The 15,502-nt window shown below is 52.9% G+C and carries 26 protein-coding genes; all 26 read left to right on the top strand.

From position 1 onward, the window contains the following. Positions 1–579: 579 nt before the first annotated feature. Positions 580–1,413: a hypothetical protein gene (locus FBQ85_14060; protein ID MDL1876279.1), complete on the top strand. Its 834-nt coding sequence runs from the start codon at positions 580–582 to the stop codon at positions 1,411–1,413. 102 nt (positions 1,414–1,515) lie between these two features. Beyond that, the gene (locus FBQ85_14055) at positions 1,516–1,899 is read left to right on the top strand and encodes a 30S ribosomal protein S12 (GenBank protein ID MDL1876278.1); all 384 of its coding nucleotides are present in this window, start codon (positions 1,516–1,518) and stop codon (positions 1,897–1,899) included. Positions 1,900–1,911: 12 nt separating this feature from the next. Next, the gene (gene rpsG / locus FBQ85_14050) at positions 1,912–2,382 is read left to right on the top strand and encodes a 30S ribosomal protein S7 (protein MDL1876277.1); all 471 of its coding nucleotides are present in this window, start codon (positions 1,912–1,914) and stop codon (positions 2,380–2,382) included. 181 nt (positions 2,383–2,563) lie between these two features. After that, positions 2,564–4,648 carry an elongation factor G gene (gene fusA, locus FBQ85_14045; protein MDL1876276.1) on the top strand — a complete coding sequence of 695 codons (2,085 nt, stop codon included), beginning with the start codon at positions 2,564–2,566 and terminating at the stop codon, positions 4,646–4,648. An 85-nt stretch (positions 4,649–4,733) separates the two neighbouring features. Further along, entirely contained in the window at positions 4,734–5,936 is a 1,203-nt protein-coding gene (gene tuf, locus FBQ85_14040) for an elongation factor Tu (protein ID MDL1876275.1), read from the top strand. Between the two features lie 131 nt (positions 5,937–6,067). Beyond that, positions 6,068–6,376, top strand: coding sequence for a 30S ribosomal protein S10 (gene rpsJ / locus FBQ85_14035; protein ID MDL1876274.1), 309 nt, complete (start codon positions 6,068–6,070; stop codon positions 6,374–6,376). A 36-nt stretch (positions 6,377–6,412) separates the two neighbouring features. Further along, on the top strand, positions 6,413–7,033 hold the full coding sequence (locus FBQ85_14030) for a 50S ribosomal protein L3 (GenBank protein ID MDL1876273.1): 621 nt from the start codon (positions 6,413–6,415) through the stop codon (positions 7,031–7,033). A gap of 7 nt (positions 7,034–7,040) precedes the next feature. Further along, on the top strand, positions 7,041–7,670 hold the full coding sequence (gene rplD / locus FBQ85_14025; GenBank protein ID MDL1876272.1) for a 50S ribosomal protein L4: 630 nt from the start codon (positions 7,041–7,043) through the stop codon (positions 7,668–7,670). After that, the gene (locus FBQ85_14020) at positions 7,667–7,999 is read left to right on the top strand and encodes a 50S ribosomal protein L23 (GenBank protein ID MDL1876271.1); all 333 of its coding nucleotides are present in this window, start codon (positions 7,667–7,669) and stop codon (positions 7,997–7,999) included. The genes rplD and FBQ85_14020 overlap by 4 nt, the downstream gene beginning before the upstream one ends. A gap of 105 nt (positions 8,000–8,104) precedes the next feature. Next, entirely contained in the window at positions 8,105–8,953 is an 849-nt protein-coding gene (gene rplB, locus FBQ85_14015) for a 50S ribosomal protein L2 (protein ID MDL1876270.1), read from the top strand. A gap of 13 nt (positions 8,954–8,966) precedes the next feature. Beyond that, positions 8,967–9,278: a 30S ribosomal protein S19 gene (rpsS, locus tag FBQ85_14010; GenBank protein MDL1876269.1), complete on the top strand. Its 312-nt coding sequence runs from the start codon at positions 8,967–8,969 to the stop codon at positions 9,276–9,278. Between the two features lie 16 nt (positions 9,279–9,294). After that, positions 9,295–9,660: a 50S ribosomal protein L22 gene (locus tag FBQ85_14005; GenBank protein ID MDL1876268.1), complete on the top strand. Its 366-nt coding sequence runs from the start codon at positions 9,295–9,297 to the stop codon at positions 9,658–9,660. A gap of 15 nt (positions 9,661–9,675) precedes the next feature. Next, positions 9,676–10,320, top strand: coding sequence for a 30S ribosomal protein S3 (gene rpsC, locus FBQ85_14000; protein MDL1876267.1), 645 nt, complete (start codon positions 9,676–9,678; stop codon positions 10,318–10,320). Between the two features lie 18 nt (positions 10,321–10,338). Continuing rightward, a complete protein-coding gene (rplP, locus tag FBQ85_13995; protein MDL1876266.1) occupies positions 10,339–10,758 on the top strand; it encodes a 50S ribosomal protein L16 in 420 nt (139 codons plus the stop codon). A 47-nt stretch (positions 10,759–10,805) separates the two neighbouring features. Continuing rightward, the gene (locus FBQ85_13990) at positions 10,806–11,024 is read left to right on the top strand and encodes a 50S ribosomal protein L29 (protein ID MDL1876265.1); all 219 of its coding nucleotides are present in this window, start codon (positions 10,806–10,808) and stop codon (positions 11,022–11,024) included. A gap of 26 nt (positions 11,025–11,050) precedes the next feature. Continuing rightward, entirely contained in the window at positions 11,051–11,329 is a 279-nt protein-coding gene (rpsQ, locus tag FBQ85_13985; GenBank protein MDL1876264.1) for a 30S ribosomal protein S17, read from the top strand. 112 nt (positions 11,330–11,441) lie between these two features. Continuing rightward, a complete protein-coding gene (gene rplN / locus FBQ85_13980) occupies positions 11,442–11,810 on the top strand; it encodes a 50S ribosomal protein L14 (GenBank protein MDL1876263.1) in 369 nt (122 codons plus the stop codon). 29 nt (positions 11,811–11,839) lie between these two features. Then, positions 11,840–12,181 carry a 50S ribosomal protein L24 gene (locus tag FBQ85_13975; protein ID MDL1876262.1) on the top strand — a complete coding sequence of 114 codons (342 nt, stop codon included), beginning with the start codon at positions 11,840–11,842 and terminating at the stop codon, positions 12,179–12,181. Continuing rightward, positions 12,181–12,861 carry a 50S ribosomal protein L5 gene (gene rplE / locus FBQ85_13970; GenBank protein MDL1876261.1) on the top strand — a complete coding sequence of 227 codons (681 nt, stop codon included), beginning with the start codon at positions 12,181–12,183 and terminating at the stop codon, positions 12,859–12,861. Before FBQ85_13975 ends, rplE begins: the two co-directional genes overlap by 1 nt. 30 nt (positions 12,862–12,891) lie before the next feature. Continuing rightward, on the top strand, positions 12,892–13,077 hold the full coding sequence (locus FBQ85_13965) for a type Z 30S ribosomal protein S14 (protein ID MDL1876260.1): 186 nt from the start codon (positions 12,892–12,894) through the stop codon (positions 13,075–13,077). A 26-nt stretch (positions 13,078–13,103) separates the two neighbouring features. Then, complete coding sequence (gene rpsH / locus FBQ85_13960) at positions 13,104–13,502, top strand: 30S ribosomal protein S8 (protein ID MDL1876259.1); 399 nt, start codon at positions 13,104–13,106, stop codon at positions 13,500–13,502. Positions 13,503–13,521: 19 nt separating this feature from the next. Beyond that, positions 13,522–14,058, top strand: a complete 537-nt coding sequence (locus tag FBQ85_13955; protein ID MDL1876258.1) for a 50S ribosomal protein L6 — start codon at positions 13,522–13,524, stop codon at positions 14,056–14,058. Positions 14,059–14,161: 103 nt separating this feature from the next. Then, positions 14,162–14,542 carry a 50S ribosomal protein L18 gene (locus FBQ85_13950; GenBank protein MDL1876257.1) on the top strand — a complete coding sequence of 127 codons (381 nt, stop codon included), beginning with the start codon at positions 14,162–14,164 and terminating at the stop codon, positions 14,540–14,542. Positions 14,543–14,551: 9 nt separating this feature from the next. Beyond that, on the top strand, positions 14,552–15,094 hold the full coding sequence (locus FBQ85_13945) for a 30S ribosomal protein S5 (protein ID MDL1876256.1): 543 nt from the start codon (positions 14,552–14,554) through the stop codon (positions 15,092–15,094). Further along, positions 15,091–15,279 (top strand): 50S ribosomal protein L30, encoded by a 189-nt coding sequence (gene rpmD / locus FBQ85_13940; protein MDL1876255.1) that lies wholly within the window; start codon positions 15,091–15,093, stop codon positions 15,277–15,279. Before FBQ85_13945 ends, rpmD begins: the two co-directional genes overlap by 4 nt. 30 nt (positions 15,280–15,309) lie before the next feature. Then, positions 15,310–15,502, top strand: a 193-nt coding sequence (rplO, locus tag FBQ85_13935) for a 50S ribosomal protein L15 (GenBank protein ID MDL1876254.1), incomplete at its 3' end; no start/stop codon positions are given.

The following is a 15,502-nucleotide window of genomic DNA, read 5'->3' as shown; positions in this document are numbered from 1 at the left end:
CTGCTGCTCGGAAGAGATGATCTGATTCGCGCCGCCCGGCTGAATACTGCGCCACATAGCGACACCATCGGACGAAGCTGCAAGGTCAACAAAGAAGAACTGGTGGGCATGATGGTCGCCGTTGAAATGTATCTGAAGCACGACCATGAAGCCGACTGGCGGGAGTGGGAGCGGCGGATCAAAGTAATGGCGGATGCCGTCACTGGACTGCCTGGCGTGCGCACCGAGCGTTTTGTCCCTGAGATCGCCAACCAGGTGCCGCACTTGCGAATTCACGTGGATGCCGCGGCGGCTGGCGTCACACGGCCCGAGGTCCTCCAGGCGCTACGCGACGAAGAGCCCGAAATTGAAGTAGTGCCGGGCTCCTATGTGCCGGACACGATTGAGATCGCTTCCTGGATGCTCCAGCCCGGCGAAGCTGAAATTGTCGGCCGCAGGCTCCGCAAAGCGCTTCGAGGCTGAAACGGATGGGCGCTATTTCGGAGCGAACCGGCGGCGCACCAGCAGCAGGTAGGAGCCAATCCCGAGCGCCAGCCACACTCCGACGGTTTTGATGGGGGCGTCGAACGTTCCCGTCCGCTGAATCAACCATCCGGTGAGCCAGGGGGCGACGATACCTGCGAGATTCGCCGCGGTGTTCGTAAAATTACGATTGCCTCCCGCGATGGCAAAGACGAAAAGGTTTACCAAATCCCGTATGGCAAGCACGTTCTCGTGCATGACGGCGATTGGGTGCAAGCCGGCGAAAAGCTTTCGGAAGGCTCGATTGCCCCGCAGGATATTCTCAACATCATGGGGCCGAATCGGGTGCAGGAATACCTGGTGAACGAGATTCAGGAGGTTTATCGTCTGCAAGGCGTTCGCATCAACGACAAGCATATTGAAGTCATTGTGCGCCAAATGTTGCAGAAAGTCAAGATCGAGGATCCCGGCGACACCACTTATCTGGAAGGCGATCAAGTTGACAAGATTCGCTTTCTGGCCGAGAACGAGTTGATGAAATTGCGCGTCGTGGTAACCGATCCCGGCGACTCCAAGCTATCGGCCGATATGCTGATCGATCAAGCTGAAGTTGATCGCTTGAATGATAAGCTGAAAAGCGCCGGCAAAGAGCCTATCAAATTTCGACCGGCCAAACCGGCAACATTTCAACCGTTGCTGCTCGGCATTACCAAGGCTTCTTTGACTACGGATAGTTTCATTTCCGCGGCCTCCTTCCAGGAAACCACCCGCGTTTTGACCGAGGCTTCGATTGAAGGAAAAACCGACCGCTTGCTTGGCTTGAAAGAGAATGTCATCATGGGCAATCTCATTCCAGCCGGCACGGGCTTGAATAAATTCAGGAGGTTGCGAGTTTTTCCGAACGGCCAGATGGGTGAACTGGAAACCACGATCAAAAGCGCCGTTGGTTAATTTTTTGCAAATTTAGCGCTTTGTTTTGATCGCTGATAAAAAATATTGCTTTATTAAAGCTTCTTGTGTATATTCGGCTTCTGTAATTGAAAAGGAGCACGCTTGCCAACTATCAATCAATTAGTTCGCTTAGGGCGAAAAAAGACCGGTCGTAAGACGACCGCTCCTGCATTGACTGGATCTCCCCAGCGGCGTGGTGTTTGCACAAGGGTATACACAACGACACCCAAAAAGCCGAATTCCGCGTTGCGCAAAGTGGCGCGCGTGAGATTGACGAATAGCTATGAAGTAACAGCATATATTCCCGGTGAAGGGCATAATTTGCAAGAGCACTCCATCGTATTGATTCGCGGCGGACGTGTGAAGGACTTGCCGGGTGTGCGTTATCATATCGTGCGCGGCGTCTATGATTCTGCCGGTGTGCAAGAGCGGAATCAAGGGCGCTCGAAGTATGGCACAAAGAGAAAGTCAGCCGCGGGTAAATAATTAAACCGAACTATGCCGAGACGAAAGCGAATATTGAAGCGTGAAGTGCTGCCGGATCCCAAGTATGGCAGCATTCTGGTAACGAAATTCATTAACGGCCTGATGGAATGCGGTAAGCGCAGCATCGCCGAGAGAATATTCTATCGCGCGATTGAGCTGGCCGAAGAGAAAAGCGGCCGCAAGGGCTTGCAGGTTTTTGAGAAAGCCATGGACAATGTCCGGCCGCTATTGGAAGTTAAATCGCGTCGTGTCGGCGGCGCAAACTATCAAGTGCCCGTCGAAGTGCGTTCGCAAAGGCAGCAAGCCTTGGCCATTCGCTGGCTGGTTGGCTACGCGCGTGAGCGGAGCGAAAAGACCATGGCCGAGCGCTTGGCCAATGAGATTGTGGCGGCTTCGAATAAAGAAGGAAGCGCCATCAAGAAACGCGAAGACACACACAAAATGGCGGAAGCCAACAAAGCGTTCGCGCATTTTCGCTGGTAAGATTCGCGGGAATCGTGAGTATTCTGTTTTTCAAGTTTTGATCCCCAAAGGATTTCATCTTAATTGATCAGAATCATTGCAGTTTTGAGTTGATAACCTGAAGTGTGCTGTTGCGAGCAATCTCCACTCGCCTTGAGAGAAAAGCACGTCGGGTTTTCTCTTGAGTAAAGTGGAGTTTTTTATGTCTATGAATATCGATCTAGCAAAAATCAGAAATATCGGCATCATGGCGCATATTGATGCCGGCAAAACAACCACGACCGAGCGTATTCTTTTCTATACCGGAAAGATTCACCGCATGGGCGAAGTCCATGACGGCGCGGCTACGACGGATTGGATGGAGCAGGAACGCGAGCGCGGTATCACCATTACCTCCGCAGCGATTTCGTGTCAATGGAAGAATCATCGCATTAATATTATTGACACCCCCGGCCACGTCGATTTTACTATCGAAGTCGAGCGCTCGTTGCGCGTTCTTGACGGCGCGGTTGCACTGTTTTGCGCAGTCGGAGGCGTGGAGCCGCAATCCGAGACGGTTTGGCGTCAAGCCGACCGTTACCGCGTTCCGCGCATTGCGTTCATCAACAAAATGGATCGCGTCGGCGCAGATTTTTATGGCGCTATTCAAATGATCAAAGAACGTTTGGGCGCCAACGCCGTGCCGCTGCAAATCCCCCTGGGTGAGGGCGAGCTGTTTACAGGCCTGATCGATTTGATTCGCATGAAAGCGGTGGTGTATACCGACGAAGCGCTGGGCAAAGAGTGGGAAGAGCTTGATATACCGGCGGAACTGGCCGACAAGGCTAAGGAATATCGCACGATTCTCCTCGAAGCGGTTTCGGATTACGACGATTCGTTGCTGGTTAAATACCTGCACGATGAGCCAATTGGAGAAGAAGAAATTCGCGCGGCCATTCGCAAGGCAACGATTGATGTCGGCATGGTTCCGGTTTTGTGCGGTTCCGCTTTCAAAAACAAAGGTGTGCAACGCCTGCTTGATGCCGTTACTTTTTATTTGCCTTCTCCGAAGGACATGCCTGACACCAAGGGCACACACCCGAAAAATAATGATGAACTATTCCGGAAGCCGCTCCCCTCGGAGCCCTTTTCGGCGCTGGCGTTCAAAATTATGACCGACCCTTATGTCGGCAAGCTTACCTATTTTCGCGTTTATTCCGGCAAAGTCGATGTTGGCAGTTATGTGTACAACAGCACGATTAAGCACAAAGAACGAGTTGGCCGCTTGCTGCTCATGTCGGCGAACAAACGTGAAGATATCGAGTTCGCGCAAGCCGGAGACATTATCGCGGCGGTCGGACTCAAGAATACGCGGACCGGCCACACGCTCTGTGATGAGAAGAATCAAATTATCTTGGAATCGATGCATTTCCCGGAGCCGGTGATTTCCGTTGCGATCGAACCAAAAACCAAGGCCGATCAAGATGCTCTGGGTGAGTCACTCGCCAAACTTGCGGAAGAAGATCCCACCTTCAAAGTCCGTACGGACGATGAAACCGGGCAGACCTTGATTTCCGGTATGGGTGAGTTGCATCTGGAGATTTTGGTTGACCGTCTGCTGCGCGAATTCAAAGTTCATGCGAATGTTGGCAAGCCGCAAGTCGCCTACAAAGAAACCATCCGCAAGAAAGTGGAAGCGGTGGGCAAGTTCATTCGTCAAAGCGGCGGCCGCGGCCAATATGGCCACGTTGTCATCGAGCTTGAGCCGAATGAGCCCGGCAAAGGTTTTGAATTTGAAAACAAGATCATTGGCGGTGTTATTCCGCGTGAATATATCAAGCCGACGATGGAAGGCATTCAGCAGGCCCTGCAAAACGGCGTGCTGGCCGGTTATCCCGTGGTTGATGTCAAGGCCAGTCTAATCGATGGCTCGTATCACGATGTCGATTCTTCGGAAATGGCCTTTAAAATTGCGGGTTCCATGGCTTTCAAAGAAGGCGCGAAAAAAGCCTCGCCGGTGTTGCTGGAGCCGGTTATGGATGTGGAAGTTGTCGTGCCGGAAAGCTACATGGGCGATGTCATGGGCGATCTGAACTCGCGGCGCGGGCGTATTCGCGGCATGTTTCCGCGCAGCGATGCGCAAGTGATTGCAGCGACCGTTCCGCTGAGCGAGATGTTCGGATATGCCACAACGTTGCGCTCGATCACGCAGGGGCGCGCGATTTATACCATGCAATTTTCGCATTATGATCAAGTGCCGCAGTCGATCGCAGACACGCTAACGGAAAGTGTTAAAAGTCAAAAATAAATTGATCCCGCTGCGGCGGGGTCGCTCAACCATCTGAAGTTGTCAAAAATGATTGATCCCAAAGTCCCATCGGGAGGATTGATTCATGGCTAAACAAAAGTTTGTGCGCAGCAAGCCGCATGTGAATATCGGCACGATTGGCCACGTTGATCACGGCAAAACCACGTTGACTGCGGCCATCACGCAAGCGCTCGAAAAGAAGGGTCTCGCTCAATTCAAGAGCTATGATCAGATTGATAACGCGCCGGAAGAAAAGGCGCGTGGTATCACGATCAATACCGCTCACGTTGAGTATGAAACCGACGTTCGTCACTACGCCCACGTCGACTGCCCTGGCCACGCGGATTATGTGAAGAACATGATCACGGGCGCCGCGCAGATGGACGGCGCGATCCTGGTGGTGAGTGCGGCAGACGGCCCCATGCCCCAAACGCGTGAACACATCTTGTTGGCGCGGCAAGTCGGTGTGCCGTACATCGTCGTCTTTTTGAACAAGGTCGACATGGTCGACGATCCTGAGTTGTTGGAATTGGTTGAACTGGAACTGCGCGACTTGCTCAAGCAGTATCAATTCCCCGGCGACGAGATTCCGATCATCCGCGGCAGCGCGTTGGAAGCGCTCAGCAGTCCGGGCGATCCCGCCAAAAACAAGGCGTTGTTTGATTTAATGGACGCCGTCGACAAATATATTCCGACGCCTGTGCGTGATATTGACAAACCGTTCTTGATGCCGGTGGAAGACGTCTTCTCGATCACCGGCCGCGGCACCGTCGGCACCGGTCGTATTGAGCGCGGCAAGATCAAAGTTGGCGAAGAAGTGGAAATCGTAGGCTTGGGTGAAAAAGGCTCAAAGCCGAAGAAAAGCGTGGTCACCGGCGTGGAAATGTTCCGCAAATTGCTCGATTCCGGTGAAGCCGGCGACAATGTGGGCTTGTTGCTTCGCGGCGTGAACAAGGAAGAATTGGAACGCGGTATGGTTATCGCGGCGCCAGGTTCGATTACGCCGCACACCAAATTTTCCGCGGAAGTCTACGTTTTGAAAAAGGAAGAAGGCGGCCGCCATACACCGTTTTTCAACGGTTACCGTCCGCAATTCTATTTCCGCACCACGGATGTGACCGGCGTTGCTCATTTGCCGGAAGGCGTTGAAATGGTTATGCCGGGCGACAACATTACCATGGAAGTAGAATTGATTTCCCCGATCGCCATGGAAGAAGGTCTACGCTTCGCTATTCGCGAAGGTGGTCGCACCATCGGCGCCGGCGCGGTGGCGAAAATCAGGGAATAATGAAAAAACTGACAGCGTGGCCCGCGTAAGAAATTGGGCATCGTGCAGCAAGCGATGCCCTTTGTTTTGTTGGGATGGCCCAAGAAATCCTGTTGGTATGAAGAACATTTGAAATGCGGAGTGAGTTCGTCGTGGTTGGACAAAAGATACGAATCAAGCTGAAGGCGCATGATCATCGGTTGATCGATAAGTCGACAGATAAGATCATTCGAACGGCGAAGCAAACGGGCGCTGCGATTTCTGGGCCGATACCTCTTCCCACGAAGCGTTCCATTTACACGGTTTTGCGCTCGCCGCATGTTGACAAAAAATCGCGCGAGCAATTCGAAACGCGTATTCACAAACGGTTGATAGATATTCTCAATTCAAATCCCAAAACCGTTGATGCGCTGATGAAGCTGGAGTTGCCCGCCGGCGTCGATGTCGAAATCAAAGTCTGAGCGTGCAGGCGTTAGTTAAATTTTGCAAAGGCGATTATGACTGGGTTGATCGGTAAAAAACTAGGGATGTCACGTATTTTCGATGATAAAGGAAATAGCGTGCCGGTGACGGTGATTCAAGCCGGACCGTGCTACATCTCCGACATTCGTACCCAGCAGAAACATGGTTACGATTCGCTGCAACTCGGTTTTGCAGAAAAACGCAAGAAGAAAATCAATAAAGCGGAAGCCGGGCACTTTGCCAAGGCCAACATTCCGGTGGCGCAACACGTGCGAGAATTTCGCGACTTTGACGATATCGCCAATTTCAAACTGGGCGATGTCATTAAAGCCGATCTTTTTAAAGTCGGCGATGTCGTGAAAGCGATTGGCATGAGCAAGGGCAAGGGTTTTCAAGGCGTGGTGAAACGCCACCATTTCGGCGGCGGCTCCGTGACGCACGGTCAAAGTGATCGCATGCGCGCGCCGGGTTCGGTGGGCGGCAGTTCCTACCCTTCGAGGGTTTGGAAGGGCATGCGCATGGCCGGACGCATGGGCGGCGATCGTGTGACGACGAAGAATTTGAAAGTCGTCAAGGTGGATGCTGAGAATAATATTCTGATGCTGCGCGGCAGTGTTCCAGGCGCGAATCAAGGAATCGTTATCATCTCCAAGTGAGAATGACATGCAAGTCGAGGTATATACAAAAGACGGCCAAAAATCCGGCAAAACGATTACACTGCCGGATGAGGTATTCGGTATCGAGCCGAATCGCCACGTGATTTACCTGGCGGTGAAAGCGCAGCAAGCCAATCAACGGCAGGGCACGCACAAGACCAAAACGCGCAAGGAAGTCAGCGGCGGCGGCAAGAAACCGTGGAAGCAAAAAGGCCGCGGTGTGGCGCGCGCCGGCTCGATTCGCTCGCCGCTTTGGGTGGGCGGTGGCCGCGTCTTTGGCCCGCAACCGCGTGATTACAGCCAATCGATCAATCAGAAAGTCAAGAAATTGGCGCGCAAATCCGTGTTGTCGTTGAAAGCCCAATCGGGTGAACTTGTGGTGGTGGAGGATTTCACCCTGGAGAGCGGCAAGACGAAGGATATGACGGCGATTCTCAAAAATTTTGGTGCGGACAAGATCAAATCCGTTCTGCTCGTTCCGCAAGCGGATTCATCCTTGTTGCGCGCCAGCCGGAACCTTTATAAAATGAAATTGCAAGTTGGCCCGGAGGCTTCGACGTTGGATTTGCTCGACTGCCAGAAATTATTCATTCAAGAAAGCGCGGTGTCACGCATCGCGGGAGTGTTGCAGGCATGAGAACGCCGGAAGAGATTTTGCGCCGCCCGCTGTTGACGGAAAAAATCCTGCTCCTCAGCGAGGAAAAGGACGATGATAAGAAGAAACACCGCAACAAATACGGCTTCGAAGTGCTGGCTGACGCCAATAAATTTGAAATCAAACGCGCCGTGCAGAAAAAATTCAACGTAAATGTGGTTGATGTGAATATCGTCAACATCAAGGGCAAGAGCAAGCGCATGAACACGCGGCGCGGCGTGACGTTTGGCCGCCGCCGGGACTATAAAAAAGCTCTCGTCACGCTTCAGGAAGGCCAGAAAATCGATTTCTACGCGGGCGCAGCTTCCTGATAAAGAGTCAAATTGCCCGGCAGCGGGCAAGGTTAATCGATCAATAAAGGTTTTTGAAAATTGCCTCTGCCGAGGCGAACCGATAGAAACAGATTAGGGTTCATCATGCCGATCAAAACATTCAGGCCGTTGACACCGAGCTTGCGTTACCGCACGGTTTCCACGTTTGAAGAGATCACCAAGTCGAGGCCGGAAAAGTCTCTGCTTGCGCCTCTGAAAAAATCCGGCGGGCGGAATAATTTGGGCAAGCTGACGAGCCGGCACCGCGGCGGCGGCCATAAGCGCGCATATCGCATCATTGATTTCAAGCGCGAAAAAGACGGCATTCCCGCCAAGGTTGTTGCGATTGAATATGATCCGAATCGCTCGGCGCGCATTGCACTGTTGCATTATGCCGACGGCGAGAAGCGTTATATTCTCGCGCCGATTGGGCTGAATGTTGGCGACACCGTGTCTTCCGGTCCGAACGCTGAGATTCGTCCGGGAAATTCACTGCCCTTGAGCAATATTCCTCTGGGCCTCACGATTCACAATGTGGAGTTGCGCCAGGGCCGGGGCGGCCAACTGGGCCGCAGCGCGGGCACCGCGATTCAGCTTGTGGCGCGCGAGGGCAATTATGCGCAGATCAAGCTGCCCTCCGGAGAAGTGCGCATGGTGCGCGTGGAAAATCGCGCGACGATTGGGCAGGTGGGAAACACCGATCATGAGAATATTACGTGGGGCAAAGCCGGGCGCTCGCGCTGGTTGGGTTGGCGTCCGCATGTGCGCGGCGTGGTGATGAATCCGGTTGATCACCCAATGGGCGGCGGTGAAGGACGAAGCTCCGGCGGCCGCCATCCTTGTTCGCCCTGGGGCCAGAAGGCAAAAGGATTGAAGACGCGCACGCGCAAGAAGGCCTCAAGCAAATACATTATCAAATCACGCAAGGGTTTGAGTTTAAATAAATCTTTATAGAGGTTGAAATCGCATGCCGCGCAGTGTCAAAAAAGGTCCATACGTCGATCAAAATCTGTTGAAGCGCGTCACGGAGATGAATAAGCGCAACGAGCGTAAAGTCATCAAAACGTGGGCGCGGCGCTCGACGATTAGCCCGGAATTCGTGGGGCATACTCTGGCCATTCATAATGGCAATAAATTCATTCCCGTGTTCATCAGTGAGAACATGGTCGGCCATAAGCTCGGTGAATTTGCGTTGACACGTACGTTTCGCGGGCACGCCGGAAAATCTGCGACGGAAAAGACCGCAAAAGTAAAAGCCGCCCCCGGCGCCACAGCTTAAGAGAGATTGGATCGTTATGGAAGCACGTGCCAAATTACGTTACTTGCGCATGTCGCCGCGAAAAGTCCGGCGAGTCATTGATCTCGTCCGCGGCAAAGGCGTCGAAGAAGCGTTGAACATTTTGCATTTTACCCGCAAACGCGCCGCGCTGCCGATTGAGAAAACTATTCGTTCTGCGGTGGCGAATTATATCGAAGGTACGGAAACCAAGAAGGCGGACACGGAAGATTTGTTTGTGATGCAGGCGTTTGTCGACGGCGGCTTCACCATGAAGCGTTTTCGTGCCGGCTCGATGGGACGCGCCTCGCGCATTCGCAAACGTTCTTGCCATATTACCGTCGTGGTGTCCGACGGCGAAGCAGTTGAACAGCAAGCCAACTAGAGTTTAGGAGGTCTTTTGGGTCAGAAAACCAATCCCATCGGTCTGCGCCTCGGTATCGTGCGTGACTGGGAATCGAATTGGTTCGGTGGGCGTAATTTTCAAACGAAGCTGAAAGAAGATTTGCATTTACGCCGCTACGTGCGCAGCCGGTTGCAACGCGCCGGCGTATCGATGATTCAGATCGAACGCGATCCCTCCGACAAGAGAATCACGGTCACGATTCACACGGCCCGCCCGGGTATCGTGATCGGACGCAAAGGCTCGGAGGTCGACAAGCTGAAAGAAGAGCTGCAGCGCGTCACGAAAAAAGAAATTCAACTGAACATCAACGAGATCAAGCGGCCGGAATTGGACGCGTATTTGGTGGCGGAGAATATCGCGCACCAGCTCGAAGCCAAAATTTCGTTCAAGCGCGCGATGAAAAAGGCGATTACCGGCACGATGCGCATGGGCGCCGAGGGTGTGCGTGTGTTTTGCGCGGGCCGGTTAGGCGGCGCGGAAATGGCGCGCACCGAACAGTATAAAGAAGGCCGCATTCCGCTGCACACACTGCGCGCCGACATTGATTTTGCGCGCGCGACTGCGAAAACGACCTACGGCACGATCGGGGTCAAAGTATGGATCTGTCGCGGTGAGATCATCGGCGACCGCCGGATGTGAGCAAGGAGACGATAACCAATGTTAATGCCGAAACGAGTCAAATTTCGCAAGCAGCAACGCGGCCGCATGAAAGGCGCGGCGCAACGCGGCAGTCAAATCGCGTTTGGAGAGTTCGGCCTGAAGGCGACTGAGCCCGCCTGGATCACAGCGCGCCAATTGGAAGCCAGCCGAGTCGCCATGACGCGCAGTCTCAAGCGCGGCGGCAAAGTTTGGATTCGCGTTTTCCCGGATAAACCTGTCACCGAAAAACCGGCGGAAACCCGCATGGGAAAAGGCAAGGGCACGCCGGAATATTGGGTCGCCGTTATTAAGCCGGGACGAATATTGTTCGAGATCGGCGGTGTGGAAAAGAGTGTTGCGCAAGAAGCGATGCGGCTGGCCGCGCACAAATTGCCGATCAAGACGCGCTTTGTCAGCGCCAGCGATTTTGGCAAGTAGATCACGAATCCCGCTTTCTAACTTTGTAAACGAACAGGCCGTACGCCATGAAGATGCACGAAATCAAAGAATCGACGCCGGCAGATTTGGAGCACAAGCTCAAAGATCTCCTGGAAGAGTACCAAAACTTCCGTTTTCAGCATGCCACACGCCAATTGGACAATCCCATGCGGCTGCGCATGATTCGCCGCGACATTGCGCGCTTGAAAACGGTTTTGCAGGAATATCGTACAGGCCGGCGCGCCCCGCGCGGAGCAACCACGTAACCATTCAGTTCAGCGAAGAGCCATATATGGAAAATACTGCGACAGGTCAAACCTCGCGACGCCAGCGTAAAACAAAAATTGGCAAGGTCGTCAGCAATAAAATGAATAAAAGCGTCGTCGTCAGCGTCGAGCGCGTGGTGCGTCATGCGTTGTACAAAAAGTATTACAAGCAAACCTCCAAGTTCATGGCGCATGATGAAGAAAATTCCGCGGGCATTGGCGACACGGTTTTGATTATGGAGACCCGCCCGCTCAGCAAGAATAAGCGCTGGCGGCTGGTTGAAATTTTGAACAAAGCCAAGTGAGTTTGGACTTCACCGCGAGACGCCGAATTTTTCGGCATGAGCACATTTGAATAACCTCGAAAGGTACCGCCAGTTGCTAGCCTGGTAACATTAGCATTGACGGGAGTGAAAAATGGTACAAGAATATACAAGACTGAATGTTGCTGACAATACCGGGGCTAAAAAAGTCATGTGCATCCGCGTGATGGGCGGCAGCAAGCGCCGGTACGGCTCGGTGGGAGATATTATCGTCGTGGCCGTTAAATCTGCGGCCCCGGGCGGCACCATTAAGAAGGGCGACATCAGTCACGCCGTGATCGTGCGCACCAAACGCGAAGTGCGCCGGAAAGACGGGTCTTACATCCGGTTTGATGAGAATGCCGCGGTGTTGATCAACGAAGAAAAAGAGCCCAAAGGCACCCGCATCTTTGGCCCGGTTGCGCGCGAGTTGCGCGATAAACAATACATGAAAATCATTTCTCTGGCTCCGGAAGTATTATAATCAAGGCATTGCGGTAAGGAATAAAGCTCATGAGAATACGCAAAAATGATATGGTGGTCGTGATTAGCGGCGATCAACGCGGCCGGCAAGGACGAGTGCTGAAGGTTTTTCCGGAGAAGAACCGGGTGATCGTTGAAGGTGTGAATCTGATCAAGCGGCACACGCGCCCCAGCCAAAAAAATCAGCAAGGCGGCATCATTGAAAAAGAAGGGCCGGTGCATGTGTCGAACGTCATGTTGATTGATCCCAAGCAGGGCATTCCGACGCGTGTTGGCGTCCAGATGATTAAAAATTCCGATAAAACCTCGAGAAACCGTGTGCGTGTCGCGAAAAAAAGCGGCGAGATTATCGTTGAAAGTAGGGTGAAGTAATGGCCGAGAAGTCCAAAGAAAACGCCCAGAAGGGTAAATCCAAAAACGCAGGTTCGGCGCCGGCCGGCAAAAAGGCGGCCCCGGCCAGCGAGGCGAAAGTAGAAAAGGATAAAAAAGAAGCGCTGCCCGCTGACTACCTTCCGCAATTGTTTGCCATGTACCGCAACGAAATTGTTCCAGGATTGATCAAGCGCTTCAATTACCGCAATAAGATGCAAGTGCCCCGGCTCGCGAAGATCATCATCAACATGGGCGTGGGCGATGCGGTGGATGATCAAAAATATCTGGATGCGGCGGCGGCTGATATGGAAATCATCACCGGCCAGAAGCCAATTATTACGCGGGCGAAGAAATCGATCTCGAATTTTAAGTTGCGTGAGAACATGCCGATTGGCTGCATGGTCACGCTGCGCCGCTGGCGCATGTATGAATTTCTCGAACGCTTTATTTCGATAGCCGTGCCGCGTATCCGCGATTTCCGTGGGCTGCCCGACAAGGCCTTTGATGGTTTCGGCAATTACACCATCGGCGTCAAGGAGCAGATCATCTTTCCTGAAATCAATTATGACAAGGTGACGAAGATTCGCGGCATGAACATTACATTCGTGACGACTGCGAAAAGCGACGAAGAAGCTTTTGAGCTGCTCGCCGGTTTCGGGATGCCGTTCCGCAGAAAGTAAAAATTGACCTTCTTAAGTTAGGGATTGAACGTGGCAAAAAAGTCCATGCGGGCGAAGCAACAGCGCACGCCCAAATTTTCCACCCGGCGTTATAATCGGTGCATGCAATGCGGCCGGCCGCGCGCGTATTATCGCCGGTTCGGCCTGTGCCGTATCTGTTTTCGATCCTTGGCGCTCGACGGTAAAATTCCGGGCGTCACGAAGGCGAGCTGGTAAGTCATAGTGCGAGAACAAGAGCAGGAATTATGCAGACTGATCCTATTTCCGATTTTTTAACGAGAATTCGCAACGCCGGCAAGGCGAAACACGCCAGGGTGGATATTCCCGCCTCGCGTGCAAAAATCAGCATTACAAAAATTCTCCATCGTTACGGCTACGTCAACGATTATCTCATCATTGAAGACGGCAAGCAAAACGTCATACGGATTTTTCTCAAGTATGACGAACAGGAAAAGCATGTGATTCGCGGTTTGCGCCGGATCAGTGTGCCGGGTTTGCGCAAGTATGTGAGCGTCAGGAGTTTTCCGAGAGTGTTCAACAATTACGGCCTCGCCATACTTTCAACGCCGAAAGGCATCATCACTGACCGGGATGCCAGAAAGTATCACGTGGGCGGCGAAGTTTTATGTTACGTGTGGTAAAAACGAAAAGGGATTATCCGTGTCGCGCGTAGGCAAGAAAATCATTCAGATACCGGCCGGCGTCAAGGTTTCGGTTGACGGCCATTCCGTCAAGGTCAAAGGCCCCAAGGGCGAATTGTCTTGCGATTTTCATCCGCAGATCGGTGTGCGCATTGAGGATTCCACCCTCAGCGTTACCCGCCCGAATGATGAAAAAATGTTCAAGGCGATGCACGGTTTGTATCGGGCGTTGATCAGCAATATGGTTCTCGGCGTGACGACCGGCTTCGAAAAGAAGTTAGAAATCGTGGGCGTCGGCTATCGCGCCGAAATGAAAAGTAAACGATTACTGCTGCAAATCGGCTACGGCCATGCGATTCTGTTTCTGCCCCCCGAGGGCGTGACGATTACATGCGAGACGCCGAATAGCATCAAAGTCAGCGGCATCGATAAAGGCTTGGTGGGACAAGTTGCTGCAAAGATTCGCTCGTTTAGGCCGCCAGAGCCATACAAAGGAAAAGGAATCAAGTATATCGACGAAGTGGTACGTCGGAAAGCCGGTAAAACGGCGGCATAATTGATTTCGCTTCAGTTTGTAGTGAACGGGCTGATTGTCGGGTGAAACATGGTGTTTGCCCAAAGTTAATTGACAAACTGATGAAACTCATCTGGGAGAGGTCATGGGATTCAAGCGTATCGCCCCTCGTATGCGGCGGGATAAAAAAAGAAAAACGTTCCGCTTCCGTAAGAAAGTTTACGGCACGCCGGGACGCCCCCGCTTGGTTGTTTTTCGCAGTCTGAAGAATATTTATGCGCAGTTGATTGATGACAATGCGAAGAAGACGATAACGACGGTGTCCACCGTCAGCAAGGAAATTCGAGAAGACATCAAGAAGGCCGAAACAAAAGTGCAAGCCGCCAATATTGTTGGCCGCGCCCTGGCGCAGAAGGCGCAAGAGATGAATATCAAAAGCGTCGTATTTGATCGCAGCGGTTATGTCTATCATGGCCGTGTGAAAGCTCTCGCTGATGGCGCCCGGCAAGGCGGGCTACACTTTTAACGGAGAACTATGGTACGTAAAGAAAAAATCAGCTCGGGTGAGTTGGAACTGAAAGAGCATGTCGTCGCCGTGAATCGCACGGCGAAAGTCGTCAAGGGTGGACGGCGTTTCGGTTTCAATGCGATCGTTGTGGTGGGCGACGGCAGAGGGCATGTCGGCTGCGGCTTGGGCAAGGCCAAGGAAGTTACCGACGCCATCTCCAAAGGCGCTGAAGACGCAAAGAAAAATCTCGTGCGCGTGCCGGTGTTGAACGGCACTCTGCCCCACGAGACGCAGGGCAAATATGGCGCAGGCAAAGTCTTTTTGAAACCCGCTTCTCCCGGCACCGGCGTGATTGCCGGCGGCGCGGTGCGCGCCATCATGGAAGCAGCCGGCATTCAAAACGTACTCTCGAAATCATTAGGCTCGGCCAATCCTCACAATGTCGTCAAAGCGACGATGAATGCGTTGAGCAATATTGTCGATGCTTCGGAAGTTGCGCGGCGCCGGGGATTGAGCGTTCGTGAAATGTTTACCCGCACCATGAGCGAAGACGGTGAAGTGATATCATGAGCACGGAAAAGAAATTAAAAGTCACCCAAGTGCGCAGCGTCATCGGCCATCTGCAAAAGCAGAAACTGACCATGAAAGCCCTGGGTTTGAGGCGCATCCGGCATTCGGTGGTTCATCAAGACACGCCGCAGATTCGCGGCATGCTGGACAAAGTGAAACATCTGGTCAAAATTGAGCAAGCTTAGTCACGACTCATTTAGCACAAGCGAGCAGTCATGAATTTATCCAATTTGACATACGCCAAAGGCTCACACAAAAAAGCCAAACGAGTCGGGCGCGGCGAAGGCTCCGGGCATGGCGGCACCTCGACACGCGGCCATAAAGGGCAATATTCCCGTTCCGGTTCGAAAAGAAGGCCGTGGTTTGAAGGCGGGCAGATGCCGCTGCAACGCCGCATTCCCAAACGAG

The organism is Cytophagia bacterium CHB2 (genome assembly GCA_030263535.1).
Classification (GTDB): Bacteria; Zhuqueibacterota; Zhuqueibacteria; order Zhuqueibacterales; family Zhuqueibacteraceae; genus Coneutiohabitans.
The sequence above is the reverse complement of the archived record's forward strand: the minus strand, read 5'-3'. Positions and strand labels throughout refer to the sequence as shown.